This is a genomic window from Streptomyces purpurogeneiscleroticus, from assembly GCF_020024005.1.
Taxonomy (GTDB): domain Bacteria; phylum Actinomycetota; class Actinomycetes; order Streptomycetales; family Streptomycetaceae; genus Streptomyces; species Streptomyces purpurogeneiscleroticus.
Genome location: NZ_NHSG01000259.1, coordinates 1 through 17,023, shown reverse-complemented (window position 1 = coordinate 17,023; position 17,023 = coordinate 1). Strand labels below are relative to the sequence as shown.

Genomic DNA, 17,023 nt, shown 5'->3' with positions numbered 1-17,023 from the left:
GGCGGAGCAGTACCACCGCCCCGCCCGCCGGGCCGCGGCCCGGCGGGCGGGGCGGTGGTACTGCTCCGCCGGGTGCCGGGCCGCTGGACCGCCGCGGTGCTTCTCGGAGCCCTGTGGTGGTGGGCCGTGCTGCGACTGCTCTTCTGGCCCGAGGGAGCGGGGGTCGTGGAAGGTGCGATGGCAGCAGGCGGCTGGGGTCTGAGCCTGCTGCCGGTGCACTGCGTACCGCGCCGGGCGCGCCGAGGTGGGGGGCGCGTCGGCGCGGCGGGCTGGCACACGCGTGGCGGCTGCGTGGGCGCCCCGAGCGACTCCGCTCTCGCGGCGCGGTTCACGCAGGCATGGCGGCATGGACGCCGCGGGGGGCCGGGGCCGTCCTGAGAGAGGCCCGAGCGCTTCTTGCCTGCGTCATCTGCGTCAGGGAGTCGCGCCCGCGGGGGGATCGGGCTGGCAGCGGGGGCACCAGTACGTGACGCGGGCCTGTGGCCCGGGGGCCTGGTCCGCGACGCGGATCGGCGTCTCGCAGCGCAGACAGGGGCGGCCGGCGCGGCCGTAGACCCACAGGCGGCGGTCCGGGCGTGCGCTGGGCGTGGTCGTACGGGCGAGCCGCCGCTTGTTCGCCTCCAGCAGCCGCTTCGCCAGCGAGACCGCCCGGTCGGGGCGCGGCAGCGCACCCACCGGCAGCCAGGGCGAAGCGCGCAGCAGGAAGCACAGCTCACACTTGAAGACGTTCCCGATCCCGGCCAGGTTGCGCTGGTCCAGCAGTGCCTCGCCGAGCGCCCGGTCCGGGGCGGCCAGCAGCCGCCGCAGCGCCTCGTCCGGGTCCCAGTCCGGGCCGAGCAGGTCCGGGCCGAGATGGCCGACGACGCTGTCCTCGTCGGCGGTGCGCAGCAGCTCCAGTACGGGGAGGCGGTAGCCCACAGCGGTGCGCTGCTCCGTGGCCAGCACGGCGCGGATCTGGTGGTCGGGGCCGCCGCGCCAGCGCTCGCCCGCGCCGTACACCCGCCAGGCGCCGTCCATCCGCAGGTGCGAGTGGAGCGTCAGGCCGCCGTCGACGCGGGTGAGGAGGTGCTTGCCGCGCGGCAGTACCTCCCGTACGGAGCGGCCGGCCAGGTCGGTCGTGGCCAGCTTCGGTACGCGCAGGTCGGTACGGGTCAGCCGCCGCCCGGCCAGTGCCTCGTGCAGCTCCGCGGCGGCCCGCCAGACGGTGTCGCCTTCGGGCATGGCTCCATCATGCCGTGCGCGGCGCCCGGGGGCCGCTGGTCGCCTTCTGTGATGCGGCGGCCTCGCGCGGCTTCTGTGCGGCCGCCGCCCCGTGCGGCTTCTGCGCCCCGCCCCGTGCGGCCCGGTGGCGCGCTCATGTCCGCAGTCGCAGCCCCCTCGGTGTCGCGTGGAAGCCCGCGCTCTCCAGCTCGGCGGCCAGCGGCGAGGTGAGCGCCGACGAGCCGTTGATCCGCTCGACGGTGAGCGCGCCCACGAAGCCGTTCCGCACCGCGGCCGCGAGCGCCTCGAGGGCGAGCCGCACCCGTGTCCCGCCGCCGTCCTCCCCGGCCTGCCAGGCCAGTAGCGTCTTGCCGCCGCGCTCCATGTAGACCGCCAGCTCGCCGTCGACCACGACGACCAGCGAGCCCGCCTTGCGGCCCGGCTTGTGGGACGAGCCCTCCGGCGGCTCCGGCCAGGGCAGCGCGGCGCCGTACGCGTTGGCCGGGTCCGCCGCGGCCAGGACGACAGCGCGCGGGGTCCCGCCGCGGGCCGGCCCGGCCGGCTGCCAGGAGCCGCCGGGCGCGGTCTCCTCGGCCGTACGGTCCCGGCTCGTGCTGACCGCGCGCAGCCGGTCCACCGCGCCGTCCACCGCGAACTGCGCCGCGCCCAGCCCCTCGACGACGTACCCGCGGCGGGCCTGGCCGGTCTCCTCGAAGGCGGACAGCACCCGGTACGCCGCGGAGAAGCCGCCCTCGACGCCCTCGGCCGCCACCGCGCCCCGGGTGACGATGCCGTGCCGGTCCAGGAGTGTGTGGGCCAGCGCGTGCGCCCGGTGGGTGGGATCGGGCTCCAGTACGGGCAGCAGCGACCAGCGTCCGGCCACCGTGGGCGGCCCGGAGCGGGACGCGGTGGGGCGGCCCGTCCGGCCGGTGGCGGCGGTGAGGCCGCCGTACCGGCCGCGCGGGGTGGCCCGGCGGGCGCGGTGCGCGGTGGCCCCGGCCGTCCGGCCCGAGCCGAGCAGCGAGCGGAGCGGCGCGAGCGTGTCGTTGGTCAGCCGCCCGGACCAGGCCAGGTCCCAGACCGCGTCGGCCAGTTGGGGATCGGTGGCCTCCGGGTGCGTGGTCGCCCGTACCTGGTCGGCGAGCTGACGGAAGAACAGGCCGTACCCGGGGGCGAGGGCGTCCAGTACGGACTGGTGGAGCGGCGTCACCTCGAAGGGGTGCGGCTGCGGCAACAGGAGCGGCGCGGTGTCGGCCGGGTACAGGGCGATCCAGCCGTCCTTCCCGGGCAGCGCGCCGGCGCCCGCCCACAGGACCTCGCCCGTGGAGGTCAGCTCGTCCAGCAGGGCGGGCGAATAGCCCGCCACCCGGGAGGGCAGCACGAGCCGCTCCAGGGCCGAGGCGGGCACCGGCGCGCCCTGCAACTGTTCGACGGCGCGCATCAGTCCGTCGATGCCGCGCAGCCCCTGGCCGCCGACGCTCTGCCACTGAGGCAGGAAGGCGGCCAGCGCGGGCGGCGGCACCGGCTCCAGTTCGTGCCGCAGCGCGGCCAGCGACCGCCGCCGCAGCCGCCGCAGCACCTGTGCGTCGCACCACTCCTGGTGCACACCGGACGGCGCGAACTCGCCCTGGACGACCCGGCCGGCCCCCGCGAGGCGGTGCAGCGCCCCGTCGGTGACGGCCGTGCCGAGGCCGAAACGGGCGGCGGCCTGCTCGGAGGTGAACGGGCCGTGCGTGCGCGCATACCGGGAGAGCAGGTCGCCGAGCGGGTCCTTGACCGGCTCCATGAAAGACTCCGGGACGCCCACGGGCAGCGCCGTACCGAGGGCGTCCCGCAGCCGCCCGGCGTCCTCGATCGCGGCCCAGTGCTCGGCGCCCGCCACCCGCACCCGGATGGCGCGCCGGGCCGCGCCCAGCTCCGCCGCCCACGCGGGATCGGCGCCGCGCTCGGCCAGCTCGGCGTCGGTCAGCGGGCCGAGCAGCCGCAGCAGGTCGGCGACGCCCTCGGCGTCCTTGACCTTGCGGTCGTCGGTCCGCCACTGCAGCTCGCGCTCCAGGTCGGCGAGGACCTCCGGATCCAGCAGCTCGCGCAGGTCGGCCTGGCCCAGCAACTCAGCGAGCAGCCGGGAGTCGAGCGAGAGGGCCGCGGCGCGGCGCTCGGCCAGGGGGGAGTCGCCCTCGTACAGGAACTGTGCGACGTACCCGAAGAGCAGCGAACGGGCGAACGGCGAGGGCTCCTGGGTGGTCACCTCCACGAGCCGGACCCGGCGCGCCTCGATGTCCCCCATCAACTCGGCCAGACCGGGGACGTCGAACACGTCCTGCAGGCACTCACGGATGGCTTCGAGGACGATCGGGAAGGAGCCGAACTCGCTCGCCACCTGGAGCAGTTGCGCGGCGCGCTGGCGCTGCTGCCACAGGGGCGTGCGCTTGCCCGGATTGCGCCGCGGCAGCAGCAGGGCGCGGGCGGCGCACTCCCGGAAGCGCGCGGCGAACAGCGCCGAGCCGCCCACCTGGTCGGTCACGACCTGGTCGACCTCGCCCTTGTCGAACACGACATCGGCGGCGCCCACCGGCGACTGGTCGGGGTCGAACTCCGCGCCCGCCGCGTCCGGGTCGGTGTCCAGCAGGTCCAGGCCCATCAGGTCCGCGTCCGGCAGCCGCAGGACGATGCCGTCGTCCGCGTGCATCACCTGCGCGTCCATGCCGTACCGCTCGGTCAGCCGGGCGCCCAGCGCCAGCGCCCAGGGGGCGTGCACCTGCGCGCCGAACGGCGAGTGCACCACCACCCGCCAGTCGCCCAGCTCGTCCCGGAAGCGTTCGACGACGATCGTGCGGTCGTCGGGGACGTGGCCGCACGCCTCGCGCTGCTCGGCGAGGTAACTCAGGACGTTGCCCGCGGCCCAGTCGTCCAGCCCGGCTGCGGACAGCCGGGCCCGGGCCGCCTCCGGCTCCAGTGCGCCGATCTCCCGGAGGTACGCGCCCAGCGCCCGGCCCAGCTCCAGGGGACGGCCGAGCTGGTCGCCCTTCCAGAAGGGCAGCCGGCCGGGCACCCCGGGGGCGGGCGAGACCAGCACCCGGTCCCGGGTGATGTCCTCGATGCGCCAGGAGGTCGTGCCGAGCGTGAAGACGTCGCCGACCCGCGACTCGTACACCATCTCCTCGTCCAGCTCCCCGACGCGGCCGCCGCCCTTCTTGGGGTCGGCGCCCGCCAGGAAGACCCCGAACAGGCCGCGGTCGGGGATCGTGCCGCCCGAGGTGACGGCGAGCCGCTGGGCACCGGGCCGGCCCGTGACGGTGTTCGCCACCCGGTCCCACACGATGCGCGGCCGCAGCTCCGCGAACGCGTCCGAGGGATACCGGCCCGCCAGCATGTCCAGCACGCCGCTGTACGCCGACTCCGGGAGCGCCGCGAACGGTGCGGCCCGCCGCACCACCGCCAGCAGCTCCTCGACGTCCCAGGCGTCCATGGAGACCATCGCGACCAGCTGCTGGGCCAGCACGTCCAGCGGATTGGCCGGGACGCGCAGCGCCTCGATGGCGCCCTCGCGCATCCGCTCCGTGACCACCGCCGCCTGCACCAGGTCGCCGCGGTACTTCGGGAAGACCACGCCCGTGGACACCGCGCCCACCTGGTGGCCGGCCCGGCCCACCCGCTGCAGCCCGGAGGCGACCGACGGCGGGGACTCCACCTGGACCACCAGGTCCACCGCGCCCATGTCGATGCCCAGCTCCAGGCTGGAGGTGGCCACCACGGCGGGCAGCCGGCCCGCCTTCAGGTCCTCCTCGACCTGGGCGCGCTGCTCCTTGGACACCGAGCCGTGGTGTGCCCTCGCCAGCAGCGCCGGTGCCCCCTTGGCGGCGCCCGACTCGGCCATCAGCTCGGCCGGGGAGTGGTCCTCGGGCAGCGGCTCGCCCGTGGCGCGCTCGTACGCGATTTCGTTCAGGCGGTTGCACAGGCGCTCGGCCAGGCGCCGGGAGTTCGCGAAGACGATCGTTGAACGATGCGCCTGTACGAGGTCGGCGATGCGCTCCTCGACGTGCGGCCAGATGGACGGCTTGTCGCCGCCCGAGTCGCCGCCGTCGGGCCCGGTCTCCCGTACGGGCGAGCCGCCCAGCTCTCCCAGGTCCTCGACAGGAACGACGACCGAGAGGTCGAACTCCTTCCCCGAGGGCGGCTGCACGATCTCCACCCGGCGGCGCGGCGACAAGTAGCGCGCGACCTCCTCCACGGGCCGGACCGTCGCCGAGAGGCCGATACGGCGGGCCGGGCGGGGCAGCAGCTCGTCCAGGCGCTCCAGGGACAGCGCCAGATGCGCGCCGCGCTTCGTCCCCGCGACGGCGTGCACCTCGTCCAGGATCACCGTCTCCACGCCCGCCAGGGCGTCCCGTGCCTGGGAGGTCAGCATCAGGAAGAGCGACTCGGGGGTGGTGATCAGGATGTCCGGCGGGCGGTTCGCGAGCGAGCGGCGCTCGGCGGCGGGGGTGTCACCGGAGCGGATACCCACCCGGATGTCGGGCTCCGGCAGGCCGAGCCGGACCGACTCCTGGCGGATGCCGGTCAGCGGGGAGCGCAGATTGCGCTCGACGTCGACCGCGAGGGCCTTGAGCGGGGAGACGTACAGCACCCGGCAGCGCTTCCTGGGCTCGGCGGGCGGCGGCGTGCTCGCGAGGGAGTCCAGGGACGCGAGGAAGGCCGCGAGGGTCTTGCCGGAGCCGGTCGGCGCGACGACCAGCACGTCGGAGCCCTCGCCGATGGCCCGCCAGGCGCCGTCCTGCGCGGCAGTGGGCGCGTGGAAAGCCCCCGTGAACCAGCTTCTGGTCGCGGGGGAGAACGAATCGAGCGCGGTCCTCGCCATGACCCCATCGTGCCTCGGACCACTGACAATCGGCCGCCGGCGGCCGTTCCGCAGGGCGGACGCGCAGGTCAGCGACGGCACGCCCGGCGCAGAATGGAGGCATGGGGAGGACCGGCGGCGAGTGGGCGCGGCACTGGCGGTACGCCGGGCTGCCCGGACTCGATCTGCTCCGGGCCCGCTACGTACGGCACGCCTTCCCGCGCCACAGCCATGACGGCTTCGTGCTGGGCGCGGTCAGCGGCGGGATCGAGGAGGTCGGGCTGCCCGAGGGGACCGTACGGGCAGGCCACGGCAGCGTCGTCATGATCAACCCTGAGGTCCCGCACACGGCTCGGGCCGGCGTCGACGAGGGGTGGACGTACTCCACGCTCTACCCGTCCGCCGCCCTGATCGCGGAGATCGCCGCCGAGACCACCGCACTCCGGGGCACTCCCGGCTTCACCGAGTCCGTCGTCGACGATGCCCGCACCTCCCGGCTCATCCACGAGGTGCACCGGGCCGCGGAGGAGGGCAACGCGCTGGCCGCCGACAGCATGCTGAGGATCGCCGTGGCCCGGCTGCTGCGCCGGTACGGAGGGCCGCTGCCGGCCCGGACGCCCCGTGCGGCGGGTGCGGCCGGGGCGGCGCGGGCGCGGGAGATCCTGGAGGAGCGGCTGACGGACCCGCCGTCGCTGGAACAGCTCGCCGCGCAGCTGGGCACCAGCCCCTTCGCGCTGTTGCGCGCCTTCAAGAGGGCGTACGGCATGCCGCCGCACGCCTGGCTCACCGATGCGCGGGTGCGCCGCGCCCGGCGCCTCCTGGACCGCGGCACCACGCCCGCCGAGGCGGCGGTGGCCGTCGGCTTTACCGATCAGCCGCACCTGAACCGGCACTTCACGAGGATCGTCGGCGTACCGCCGGGTGCGTACCGGCGCGAGCGCGGCACCTCGTAGACGACGCGGCCTTCCCGGGCACGGCCCGCGGCGTGCAAGAACGTACAAGACCGCGGGGCGGTTCCTGCCTAGCGTGAGGCGCGTGACAGAACAGATCGAAGACACCGCACCGCCCGGGATACCGGGTGGGACGGCGGCCGCGCCCCTGAACGCGGCGCCGCGCAAGCCCGACGCCGCCGTCATCAGGGACGCGCTCGGCGTCGGCGTCGCCGTCGGCCTCTCCGGCTTCGCCTTCGGAGTCACCTCGGCGGGCGCGGGCCTCAGCGTGCTGCAGAGCTGCCTGCTCAGCCTCCTCGTGTTCACCGGCGCCTCGCAGTTCGCGCTGGTCGGCGCGCTGGGCGCGGGCGGCAACCCGTTGGCCGCCGCGGCCGGCGCCTTCTTCCTGGGCGCCCGCAACGCCTTCTACGGGCTGCGGCTCTCCGGGCTGCTCGGCTACCGGGCCCTGATGAAGCCGCTCGCCGCCCACTGGATCATCGACGAGACGTCCGCCGTCGCACTCGCCCAGCCCGACCGGCGCAGCGCCCGCCTCGGCTTCACCGTCACCGGGCTGTCGCTCTACGTCCTGTGGAACCTCACCACGATGGCCGGCGCGGTGGGCGCCGAAGCGCTCGGCGACACCGCCGCCTGGGGCCTGGACGCGGCCGCGCCCGCCGTCTTCCTGGCGCTGCTCGCCCCCATGCTGGAGACCACCGTGGAGCGCGCCGTGGCGGGCCTCGCCGTCGTCCTGATATTGGTCACCCTGCCGGTGCTGCCCGCCGGCGTGCCGGTCCTGGTCTCCGTACTGGCAGCCCCGGCTGTACTGCTGCTCCAGGGCGCCCGCTCCCGTAGGGCAGCACGCGCACAGGAGGAGAGCCGGTGAACACCTGGATCGCGATCGGCGCCACCGCCGTCGGCTGCTACCTGCTGAAGTACGCGGGCCTGCTGGTGCCCGCCGGCGTTCTGGAACGCCCCCTTGTGAAGCGGCTCGCCGCGCTGCTTCCGGTGGCCCTGCTGGCCGCTCTCACCGCGCAGCAGACCCTCAGCGAAGGCCCTCACCTCCTTCTGGACGCGAGGGTGGCCGGTGTCGGCGCGGCGGCCCTCGCCCTCGTACTGCGCGCGCCGTTCCTGTTGGTGGTCGCGGCCGCCGTGGTGGTCACGGCGGGGGTACGGGCGCTCGGCGGCTGAAACGGTGCGGGCGGGCGTGCCCCCGGTACGCCCGCCCGCACCCGGCGCACCCTCGTACGCCCGCCGACACCGGGTCCGCTACTCCGTGCCCAGCCGGCGCGCGTCCCGTTCCGGGCGCAGGAAGAGCGTGACCGCCACCCCGGCCGTCGTCACCAGCCCGGCCATCAGCACGTACGCGCCGAAGTACCCGGAGGCGACGGTCGTGCCCGCGTCCACGATGCGTCCCATGACGAGCGGCGCCAGCACGCCCGCCAGGGCGAACACACACGTCAGCGCGCCCAGGGTGACGCCGCGCCGGTCGGCGGGGGAGATGCGGGAGACCGCGGTCGCCGCGACCGTGAGGATGATGTCCGTGACGGCCATCGGCCCGAGCAGCAGGACGATCTTCAGCCACAGCACGTCCGTCGCGGCGAAGCCCACCATGGCCACGCCCGCCAGGATCATCACCAGGCCGGTCTTCACGCCGGAGGACCAGGGGAGGCGTGGCGGCAGCCCGGCCTTCGCCCGCTTGACCGACCACTGGACGAGCGCACCGTGGGCCAGCATCGCGGCCCCCTTGGACAGCGCGGACAGCATGATCAACAGGCTCGCGCCGCGCAACGAGAGCCCGCCCACCTCCTGGAAGTAGTCCGCCGACCAGGTCAGCCCGGCCGACAGCGTCCAGTACGCGGCGAACGAGCCCAGGGCAGCCGCCAGCCAGGTCCCCGACAGCAGCAGCTTCCGGTAGGGGACCCCGGGCACGGCCCCTGTGGCCGCGGAAACGGGCTCCGGTGTGCGCCGCCCGCCCACCGGAGGCGCCAGCGGGCCCTCCTTCCCGTAGCGCAGCCACACCGCCGCCCAGACGAGGCCGACGAGACCGACGACCCCGAAGGCCCACCGCCAGCCCCAGTGGTCGATGACCATGCCCAGGGTGGGCGCCGCGATGGCCACTCCGGCCGCCGCGCCGGCCAGCAGTACCGCGGTCGGCAGCGTGCGGTCCTTCTGTTCGAACCAGCCGTACAGGTGGTGCAGCGCCACCGGGGACGCCGGACCCTCCGCCGCGCCCAACAGGACGCGCGTGACCACCAGCACCCCGAAGCCGGCCGCACCGATCAGCATCGGCAGCTGCGCGGCCGACCACAGGAGCGCCATGCCCAGCAGCAGTACGGACGTGCGCACGGTGCGGGTGAGGAACGACCCGGCCAGCGCCGCCAGGCTGAAGAGCGCGAAGAACGCCGAGGACGCCGTGCCGAACTGCTCCCGGGTGAGCCCGAGATCGTGCATCACCGGGTTCGCGGCCAGCCCCATGACCGTCTTGTCGGCGAAGTTCACCAGCATGAAGGCCAGCAGCAGCCACGTGGTGCGCCAGGCCGGGCCCCGTTCGGCGGCGGCCGCGCCCGGTACGACGGCCGGCGCGGATTCGGCGGCGGACGTCACCGAAGGGCCTCCGGCGCCGTCCCGCTCTCCGCCGCTGAGCCGCACGCGCAGCCGTCCTCGTCCGCCACGACGCCTACCGAAATGCCGCCGGCCGCCCGCCGACGGCCCCCCTCGCTGCGCGTCAGCTCCGTGGTGACGTCGGACCCCTCGACCACGGCCGCCGACTCCGCAGCGGCCCACCGGAAGACGCCCTGGGCCATCGTGGAGGACTCGGCGGCGGCCCGCTTCGCGTACACCTCCGCGCGGACCCGGGCCACCTCGCGGTCCTTCGGCGCCGCCAGTGCCGCGGTCTCGGCCAGATGGGCGGCCAGCCGCAGCTCCCCGCGGCCCAGCAGGTCCGCCGCCCGGCGCGCCAGTACGACGGCGCCGCCTGCCGCCTCCGCCAGCTCGGCGGCCAGCTCCGCTTCGGGCGCGGGCTTGAGGTGCGCCGGGTTCTGGTCGTACCAGCCGCCCCACAGCCGCCACAGGTTGCGCACCACGAACTCCGGCTCGTCGTACGCGGGATGGAGGTACGGCTTCGCCAGCAGCTCGGCCGGGACCTTGACGCCGTGCAGCACCTCGTCCAGGCGCAGCCCGGCGTTCATCAGCTCGCGGGTCTGCGTGCACAGCGACTCCAGCAGCTCGGCGCTGTCCCCGAGGGCCTGCGCGACCCGGGGCGCGCCGACGATCGGCACGCCGTGCCCGGGGAGCAGCACCTCGGCACCCAGCTCCGCCATCGCGCGCAGCGCACGCGCCCAGTCCTCCGGATAGCGCTGCACCTTCTGGGGGTTGCCGGCGTTCGGTGAGTTCCAGATGAACAGGTCACCCGTGCACAGCGTCTTCAGCTCCGGAATCCACACGTAGGTGGCGTCGTCCGTCTCGCCGCGCGCATGGAAGAGCTCGAAGGTCAGGTCCCCGTAGCGCAGCGTGAGCCGGTCCCGGTACGTGGTGTCCGGGTAGCGGTAACGGGTCGGCCAGTTGAGCGCCGGAACCCCGAACTGCCGCCGGTTGATCCAGGAGTTGTAGCCGGCCGTCTCCGTGTACCGGTCGAAACGCGCGGCCACCGCCTCATGGGCGACCACCTCGGGCACGGCCACGCCCCGCGCCCGCGCGTCCTCGTCGAACGGGCCGACCCCGAAGACGTGATCCACGTGCCCGTGCGTGTAGACGATGCTGCGCACTTCTTTACGCGGCGTACTGTCCGTCGCCGCGCCGAACGCCGTCACCGCCGTGTGCAGCCGCCCGGCCGTGCGGATGTCCCCGGAATCCACCAGCACCAGCCCGTCCGACCCGGTGTCGAACACCGCCACGTTGGCGAATGCGGGCAGGAAGCCGGTCCGCTCGCCGATGCGCACCAGAGTGTCCCCCGTGTACGCCCCGGAGAGGTGGGCGAGCAGGGTGTCCTGTCCCTGCCAGACACGGTCCACATAGGCGAGATAGTCGTCGAGGCTGTGCTGCGTCATAGAAAACGGCTCCTTACGAGGTCGGATGCCGGCCGGTACGACAGGGGTCTTACGCGGTCGGGGCACCGAGTCTGAGCCGCGTACGCACCTGATGACATCCGGCGCCGTCACACCGCCCCGGCGCCGGTACTGTGACGCGTCACAACCTCGCCGCCCCTCCGGGGGACAGCGTGGGACCGCACTCGGAGGAAGGAGGCGCGCGTGCCGCTGTCCGATGCAGCCCGTGACCTGGCCCTGCGCTGCGAGACGCGGGTCAACGAACTGGCCCGCGAGATGTCCGGTGACGTGTTCGATCACATCCCCGGATACGCCGAACTGCCCGACGACATGAAGGACGTCGAAATCGCCGCCACCGCGCGGCACGGGCTGCGCCTCTTCATGCGGCGAGTGCGCGGCGGGGGCGGCCGCCGCGGCGACCACGCGCTCTTCAGGCAGCGCGCAGCGCAGCGCGCGGAGGAGGGACTGCCGCTGCATCTGTTGCTGCGCACCCACGCGCTGGGCACCTACGCCCTCTGGAGGACGCTGCGCGACGAGGCCCGCCCCGGTGAGGAGGCCGCCCTCGCCGAACTGGCCGACTTCCTCCTCCGCGGCCAGGACAGCGTCATCGGGGCGGTCGCCGAGACCTACCTCGACGAACGTGCCGCACTGGACGCGGAACGGCGCGAGGAACGGCGCACCCTCGCGCGTGCACTGATCGACGGCGCGCCCGCCGCCGACCGGGACGCGCTGGCGGAACTGGGCCTGGACGGCCCCGTCACGGTCCTCGCGCTGCGCCTCCCGCCGGCCGACGGCCCCGCCCCCGCGCCGATCGCGGTCCGCCGCGGCCTGCGGCGCCTGCAGACCGCCCTGGAGCGCGAATTCGGCACCGACGTACTGCTCAGCCTGGACGCCGCGGGCGGCCACGCGCTCGTACCGGGCGCACCGGAACCCGCCGACGGTCTCGCGCGGCGGCTGGCCCGCGCGTACGGCGGCCCGGTGCGCTGTGCCGCCGCACAGTCCGAGAGCCCCGGAGCCATCCCGCACGCCGCCCGTACCGCCTCCGAGGTGATCCGCATCGCGCACGCCTCCGGACGGCCCCCGGAGCTCCACCGGCTCGCCGACGTCCTGCTCGAGTACCACCTCTCGCGCCGCGACGAGAGCAGCCCGATGATCGCCGCCCTCCTCGACCCGCTCGACGGCCGCCCCGAACTGACCGACACCCTGCGCACCCACCTGGAGACGCGCCAGGACCGCCGCGCGACCGCACGGGCACTCGGGCTGCACCCGAACACCGTCGACAACCGCCTCGCCCGGATCGCCGAACTCACCGGCATCGACCTGGCCTCCCCACGGGGCACCACCCTGGCCCTGTGCGCGCTGCTCCTCAGAGACAGCGCTCCCGAACCGCCTTCACAGACGGCGCTCCCCGGCCGCTCGCCCTCGGGAGCGGATCATCCGATGTCGCGTCCGTAGGCGCGCAGCGTCAGCAGCGCCTTGAGGGTCACCATCGGGCGGCACTCCAACGTGGTGCTCGGCGCCCACGCCCGCCAGTTCACGGGCCAGCCGCCGTCCTCCTCCTGGAGAGCGGCGAGGTGGTCCAGTGCCCGGTCCATCTCCGCGTCCGTGAACCAGGCGCGCGCCGGGGACGTCGGTGTGGGCGCGTAGTCGTACGCGAAGTGATGCTCACCGGGCGCGTACCCCTCCGCCACCGGGATCTCGTGCGCCCGCTCGGGCTCCACGACGACCAGCCCCTGCTCCCGTACGAGCCGGCCCAGCCGCCCGGCGGCCGCAGCGGCACGCGCCCGGTCCGGCACGCCCTCCAGGAACTTCAGTGCGGCCTCCGCGCCGTACGGGTGCGTCTTCTCCAGGGACTCCACCGCCTGCCAGCAGTAGTCCGTCGCCCGGAACAGCCAGGCGTGCCACACCTCGTTCCGGTGCAGCAGGCCGACCACCGGGCCGGTCGCCAGCAGATCGCTCGGCGGATCGTCCACCACCGGGATCCAGGGCGCCGCGGGATAGCCGCGCAACGAAGGGTGCAGGGCGGGCAAGGCGCCTTCGGGGGTGGAGATGTGCGTCAGGTAACGGCAGATCTGTTCCACCCGGCGGCCCTCGCAGCGCCCGATGGCGTCCAGCACCCCGAGTGCGTGCGCGGTGTGCAGCGGCTGGCTCACCGGGCCGCGCAGGTCCGGCTCCAGGGCGTGCCCGTACCCGTTGTCGTCGTTGCGGTACGCGTCGAGCGCGGTCTCGACGGCGTCCGCGCTGCCGCCCAGGAAGTGATGTTCGAAGAGGCGCTGTTCCAGGACCCGCGCGGTGAGCCAGATGAAGCGCTCGGCGCGCGCCAGAGGGGTCGTCGGTGGGTTTGCGGTTTCGGCCATGGCCCGACGGTAGGACGGAACCCGCGGCCGGTCAGCGGCTCGCGCACGGCTGCACTCTCAGGGGCGGGATACTGGGTCCATGCGGTTGACGGACTTCTGGCAGCGGATGGCGGATCACTTCGGCGCGGCGTACGCCGACTCCTTCGCGCGCGACTACGTGATGTCCGAGCTGGGCGGCCGGACCGTCCACGAGGCGCTCGACGCGGGCTGGAGCGCCAAGGAGGTCTGGCGTGTCGTCTGCGCCGTCATGGACGTGCCGTACGAGAAGCGCTGACCGCACCGCACCACTCGGATCCGCGGCCACGCCGATCCGACGTGACGTGGGTCAGGGCCCGCGTTGTCCGACCCGTACGCGAGACTTGAGCCGTGTCCGCGACTCCGAAGCCCACCGGCCCCGACGACCAACGACCGAACGCTCCGCGCACCGCTGCGCAGATGCCGCGCTGGCTGCCGCGCGCGATGGTGCTGGCACTCGCCCTGCTGGCCTGTTTCCAGCTGGCGAGCTGGGCGTTCCACCAGCTCATCTCGCTGCTGCTGAACATCCTCATCGCGTTCTTCCTGGCGCTGGCCATCGAACCGGCGGTCGACTGGATGGCGGCGCGCGGCATGCGGCGCGGCGCCGCCACCGGACTGGTCTTCCTCGCCATCCTGGTCGTCGGAGTGGGCTTCGTGACGCTGCTCGGCTCCATGCTGGCGGGACAGATCGCCACCATGGTCGGCGAGTTCCCGCAGTACCTCGACTCCGTGATCAGCTGGACGAACGAGACCTTCCACACCCACCTCTCGCGCGTCGAGGTGCAGAACAACCTGCTGAAGTCCGACTGGCTGCAGCGGTACGTCCAGGACAGCGCCAACAACGTCCTCGCCGTCTCCGCGACCGTCCTGGGCTCGCTGTTCAACCTCCTCACCGTGGCGCTGTTCTCGTTCTACTTCGCGGCCGACGGCCCCCGGCTGCGCCGCGCGCTGTGCTCCGTACTGCCGCCCACCCGGCAGGCCGAGGTGCTGCGCGCCTGGGAGCTCGCGGTCGCCAAGACCGGCGGCTATCTGTACTCCCGCGGCCTGATGGCCCTGATCTCCGGCATCGCGCACTACGTCCTGCTGGAGATCCTCGGCGTGCCGTACGCGCCCGCGCTGGCCATGTGGGTCGGCCTGGTCTCGCAGTTCATCCCGACGATCGGCACGTACCTCGCGGGCGCGCTGCCGATGCTGATCGCCTTTACGGTGAACCCCTGGTACGCGGTCTGGGTGCTCGGCTTCGTGGTCGTCTACCAGCAGCTGGAGAACTACCTCCTGCAGCCGCGGATCACCGCGCGGACCGTGGACATCCACCCGGCGGTCGCCTTCGGGTCGGTCGTCGCGGGCACGGCACTGCTGGGCGCGGTCGGCGCGCTGATCTCCATCCCCGCGACGGCGACGCTGCAGGGCTTCCTCGGCGCGTACGTCAAGCGGTACGAGGTCACGGACGACCCGCGGGTGCTGGGCCGCGGCCGCCGCAGACGGGGCGCCTCCCTGCTGGCCAAGGTGCGGCACATCCTCCACGCGGAGCAGGCGAAGGCGCCGCTGGACGAACGCCGGCGGTCCGAGGACGGGGACCGGCCGGGAGAGCGGGACCGGGGAGCGGACGGGGAGCCCGGCACCGGCCGGCGCCGGGAGGGCGACGGGCCCGCCGACGACTGAGCGGTTCCGGGGCCCGGCCCGGGGCTCGGGCGCGGCGTGGTGCGCTTGACACCAAAATCGAACATCCATTCTTATGAGGGCTACGGCCCCTATTTTCTGGGGGTTCCCTGGAAGTTATCCACAGGTCGAGGCCGGGTCCGGGCGCATTGTCAGTGGCAGGCGTTAGCGTCATGGACGTGAAGCGATCGACTCAAGCGAACCGGGTGGAACCCATGGCAGGCACTGACCGCGAGAAGGCGCTGGACGCCGCACTCGCACAGATTGAACGGCAATTCGGCAAGGGCGCAGTGATGCGCATGGGGGACCGGCCGAACGAGCCCATCGAGGTCATCCCGACGGGGTCGACCGCGCTCGACGTGGCCCTCGGCGTCGGCGGCATCCCGCGCGGCCGTGTGGTCGAGGTCTACGGCCCGGAGTCCTCCGGTAAGACGACCCTGACCCTGCACGCCGTCGCGAACGCGCAGAAGGCCGGCGGCCAGGTGGCCTTCGTGGACGCCGAGCACGCCCTCGACCCCGAGTACGCGAAGAAGCTCGGCGTCGACACCGACGCCCTGATCCTCTCCCAGCCGGACAACGGCGAGCAGGCCCTGGAGATCGTCGACATGCTGGTGCGCTCCGGCGCGCTGGACCTCATCGTGATCGACTCCGTCGCCGCCCTGGTGCCGCGGGCCGAGATCGAGGGCGAGATGGGCGACTCGCACGTCGGCCTCCAGGCCCGGCTGATGAGCCAGGCGCTGCGGAAGATCACCAGCGCGCTCAACCAGTCGAAGACCACCGCGATCTTCATCAACCAGCTCCGCGAGAAGATCGGCGTGATGTTCGGCTCGCCGGAGACCACGACCGGTGGCCGCGCCCTGAAGTTCTACGCCTCGGTGCGCATCGACATCCGCCGTATCGAGACCCTCAAGGACGGCACGGACGCGGTCGGCAACCGCACCCGCTGCAAGGTCGTGAAGAACAAGGTCGCCCCGCCCTTCAAGCAGGCAGAGTTCGACATCCTCTACGGCCAGGGCATCAGCCGCGAGGGCGGCCTGATCGACATGGGCGTGGAGCACGGCTTCATCCGCAAGTCCGGCGCCTGGTACACGTACGAGGGCGACCAGCTCGGCCAGGGCAAGGAGAACGCCCGCAACTTCCTCAAGGACAACCCCGACCTGGCCAACGAGGTCGAGAAGAAGATCAAGGAGAAGCTGGGCATCGGTGTGAAGCCCGAGGACCTGCCGGCGGAGCCCGGCGCGGACGCGGCCGACACGCCGGCGGAGCCCGCCAAGGCCGTCCCGGCCCCCGCGGCCAAGGGCGCCAAGGCAGCCAAGACCGCAGCGGCCAAGAGCTAGTCCTCCGCCGTGACCCGCCGAACGCACTGGCCCGACAGCGGCGAGCACGACGCCGCGCCCGTCGCCGATGGCGGCATCCCGGACAGCGGTGGCCCGGCCTCGTCGAGGGCCGGGGACGGGCCGCCGCGCACACCCGAGGAGCAGGCGCGGGCAATATGCCTGCGCCTGCTCACCGGAAACCCACGCACGAAGAAACAGCTCGCGGACGCGCTGCAGAAGCGGGGCATCCCCGATGAGGCGGCAGAGGAGGTGCTCTCCCGCTTCGAGGAGGTCGGGCTGATCGACGACGCGGCGTTCGCCGGGGCGTGGGTGGAGTCCCGGCACCACAGCCGCGGCCTCGCCCGTCGCGCGCTCGCCCGGGAGCTGCGCACGAAGGGCGTGGAGTCGTCGCTGATCGACGAGGCCGTCGGACAGCTCGACCCGGAACAGGAGGAGCGGACCGCCCGCGAACTGGTCGACCGAAAGCTCCGGTCCACGCGGGGGCTGGACCGTGAGAAGCGACTGCGCCGCCTCGCGGGCATGCTCGCCCGCAAGGGCTACCCGGAGGGCCTGGCCCTCCGCGTCGTCCGCACGGCCCTCGAAGCGGAAGCGGCGGAGGACGAGGACGCGGACGCGGGGGCCGCGGACTTCCTCGATGAGTACATGC

14 protein-coding genes are annotated in these 17,023 nt (G+C 73.9%); 9 read left to right on the top strand and 5 right to left on the bottom strand.

All coding sequences use genetic code 11. The annotated features are described in order from the left end of the window. Positions 1-378: hypothetical protein (locus tag CCS38_RS16815; RefSeq protein WP_372457096.1), on the top strand; the 378-nt coding region annotated here is incomplete at its 5' end. A 36-nt stretch (positions 379-414) separates the two neighbouring features. Here CCS38_RS16815 and CCS38_RS16810 read toward each other — a convergent pair. Together CCS38_RS16810 and CCS38_RS16805 are read right to left on the bottom strand one after the other, a co-directional pair. Next, positions 415-1,221: a DNA-formamidopyrimidine glycosylase family protein gene (locus CCS38_RS16810; RefSeq protein WP_223734092.1), complete on the bottom strand. Its 807-nt coding sequence runs from the start codon at positions 1,219-1,221 to the stop codon at positions 415-417. Positions 1,222-1,354: 133 nt separating this feature from the next. Beyond that, on the bottom strand, positions 1,355-6,058 hold the full coding sequence (locus tag CCS38_RS16805) for an ATP-dependent helicase (RefSeq protein WP_223734091.1): 4,704 nt from the start codon (positions 6,056-6,058) through the stop codon (positions 1,355-1,357). A gap of 101 nt (positions 6,059-6,159) precedes the next feature. On the opposite strand from CCS38_RS16805, the gene CCS38_RS16800 reads away from it, so the two are divergent. The 3 genes from CCS38_RS16800 (at position 6,160) to CCS38_RS16790 (ending at position 8,154) form a co-directional block, all read left to right on the top strand. Beyond that, positions 6,160-6,990, top strand: a complete 831-nt coding sequence (locus CCS38_RS16800; RefSeq protein WP_223734090.1) for an AraC family transcriptional regulator — start codon at positions 6,160-6,162, stop codon at positions 6,988-6,990. 73 nt (positions 6,991-7,063) lie between these two features. Then, positions 7,064-7,849, top strand: a complete 786-nt coding sequence (locus CCS38_RS16795) for an AzlC family ABC transporter permease (RefSeq protein WP_372457095.1) — start codon at positions 7,064-7,066, stop codon at positions 7,847-7,849. After that, the gene (locus tag CCS38_RS16790) at positions 7,846-8,154 is read left to right on the top strand and encodes an AzlD domain-containing protein (protein ID WP_223734089.1); all 309 of its coding nucleotides are present in this window, start codon (positions 7,846-7,848) and stop codon (positions 8,152-8,154) included. The genes CCS38_RS16795 and CCS38_RS16790 overlap by 4 nt, the downstream gene beginning before the upstream one ends. 78 nt (positions 8,155-8,232) lie before the next feature. Here the strand turns inward: CCS38_RS16790 and CCS38_RS16785 are convergent, their stop codons facing one another. Continuing rightward, complete coding sequence (locus CCS38_RS16785) at positions 8,233-9,570, bottom strand: MFS transporter (RefSeq protein ID WP_223734088.1); 1,338 nt, start codon at positions 9,568-9,570, stop codon at positions 8,233-8,235. Beyond that, positions 9,567-11,012 carry an alkyl sulfatase dimerization domain-containing protein gene (locus tag CCS38_RS16780; RefSeq protein ID WP_223734087.1) on the bottom strand — a complete coding sequence of 482 codons (1,446 nt, stop codon included), beginning with the start codon at positions 11,010-11,012 and terminating at the stop codon, positions 9,567-9,569. Before CCS38_RS16780 ends, CCS38_RS16785 begins: the two co-directional genes overlap by 4 nt. 201 nt (positions 11,013-11,213) lie before the next feature. Between CCS38_RS16780 and CCS38_RS16775 the strand changes: the two genes are divergently transcribed. Further along, positions 11,214-12,464, top strand: a complete 1,251-nt coding sequence (locus CCS38_RS16775) for a PucR family transcriptional regulator (RefSeq protein WP_223734086.1) — start codon at positions 11,214-11,216, stop codon at positions 12,462-12,464. Here the strand turns inward: CCS38_RS16775 and CCS38_RS16770 are convergent. Beyond that, the gene (locus tag CCS38_RS16770; protein ID WP_223734085.1) at positions 12,443-13,366 is read right to left on the bottom strand and encodes a hypothetical protein; all 924 of its coding nucleotides are present in this window, start codon (positions 13,364-13,366) and stop codon (positions 12,443-12,445) included. The two genes, CCS38_RS16775 and CCS38_RS16770, sit on opposite strands and share 22 nt — an antisense overlap. A gap of 79 nt (positions 13,367-13,445) precedes the next feature. Here CCS38_RS16770 and CCS38_RS16765 point away from each other — a divergent pair, with 79 nt between their 5' ends. The 4 genes from CCS38_RS16765 to recX all read left to right on the top strand — a co-directional run. Then, positions 13,446-13,640 (top strand): DUF3046 domain-containing protein, encoded by a 195-nt coding sequence (locus tag CCS38_RS16765; protein ID WP_030260651.1) that lies wholly within the window; start codon positions 13,446-13,448, stop codon positions 13,638-13,640. A gap of 161 nt (positions 13,641-13,801) precedes the next feature. Beyond that, the gene (locus CCS38_RS16760; RefSeq protein ID WP_263302163.1) at positions 13,802-15,043 is read left to right on the top strand and encodes an AI-2E family transporter; all 1,242 of its coding nucleotides are present in this window, start codon (positions 13,802-13,804) and stop codon (positions 15,041-15,043) included. A gap of 212 nt (positions 15,044-15,255) precedes the next feature. Beyond that, positions 15,256-16,377, top strand: coding sequence for a recombinase RecA (gene recA / locus CCS38_RS16755; protein WP_223734083.1), 1,122 nt, complete (start codon positions 15,256-15,258; stop codon positions 16,375-16,377). A gap of 9 nt (positions 16,378-16,386) precedes the next feature. After that, positions 16,387-17,023 (top strand): recombination regulator RecX (gene recX, locus CCS38_RS16750; RefSeq protein WP_372457094.1); only part of this gene is annotated, 637 nt, incomplete at its 3' end.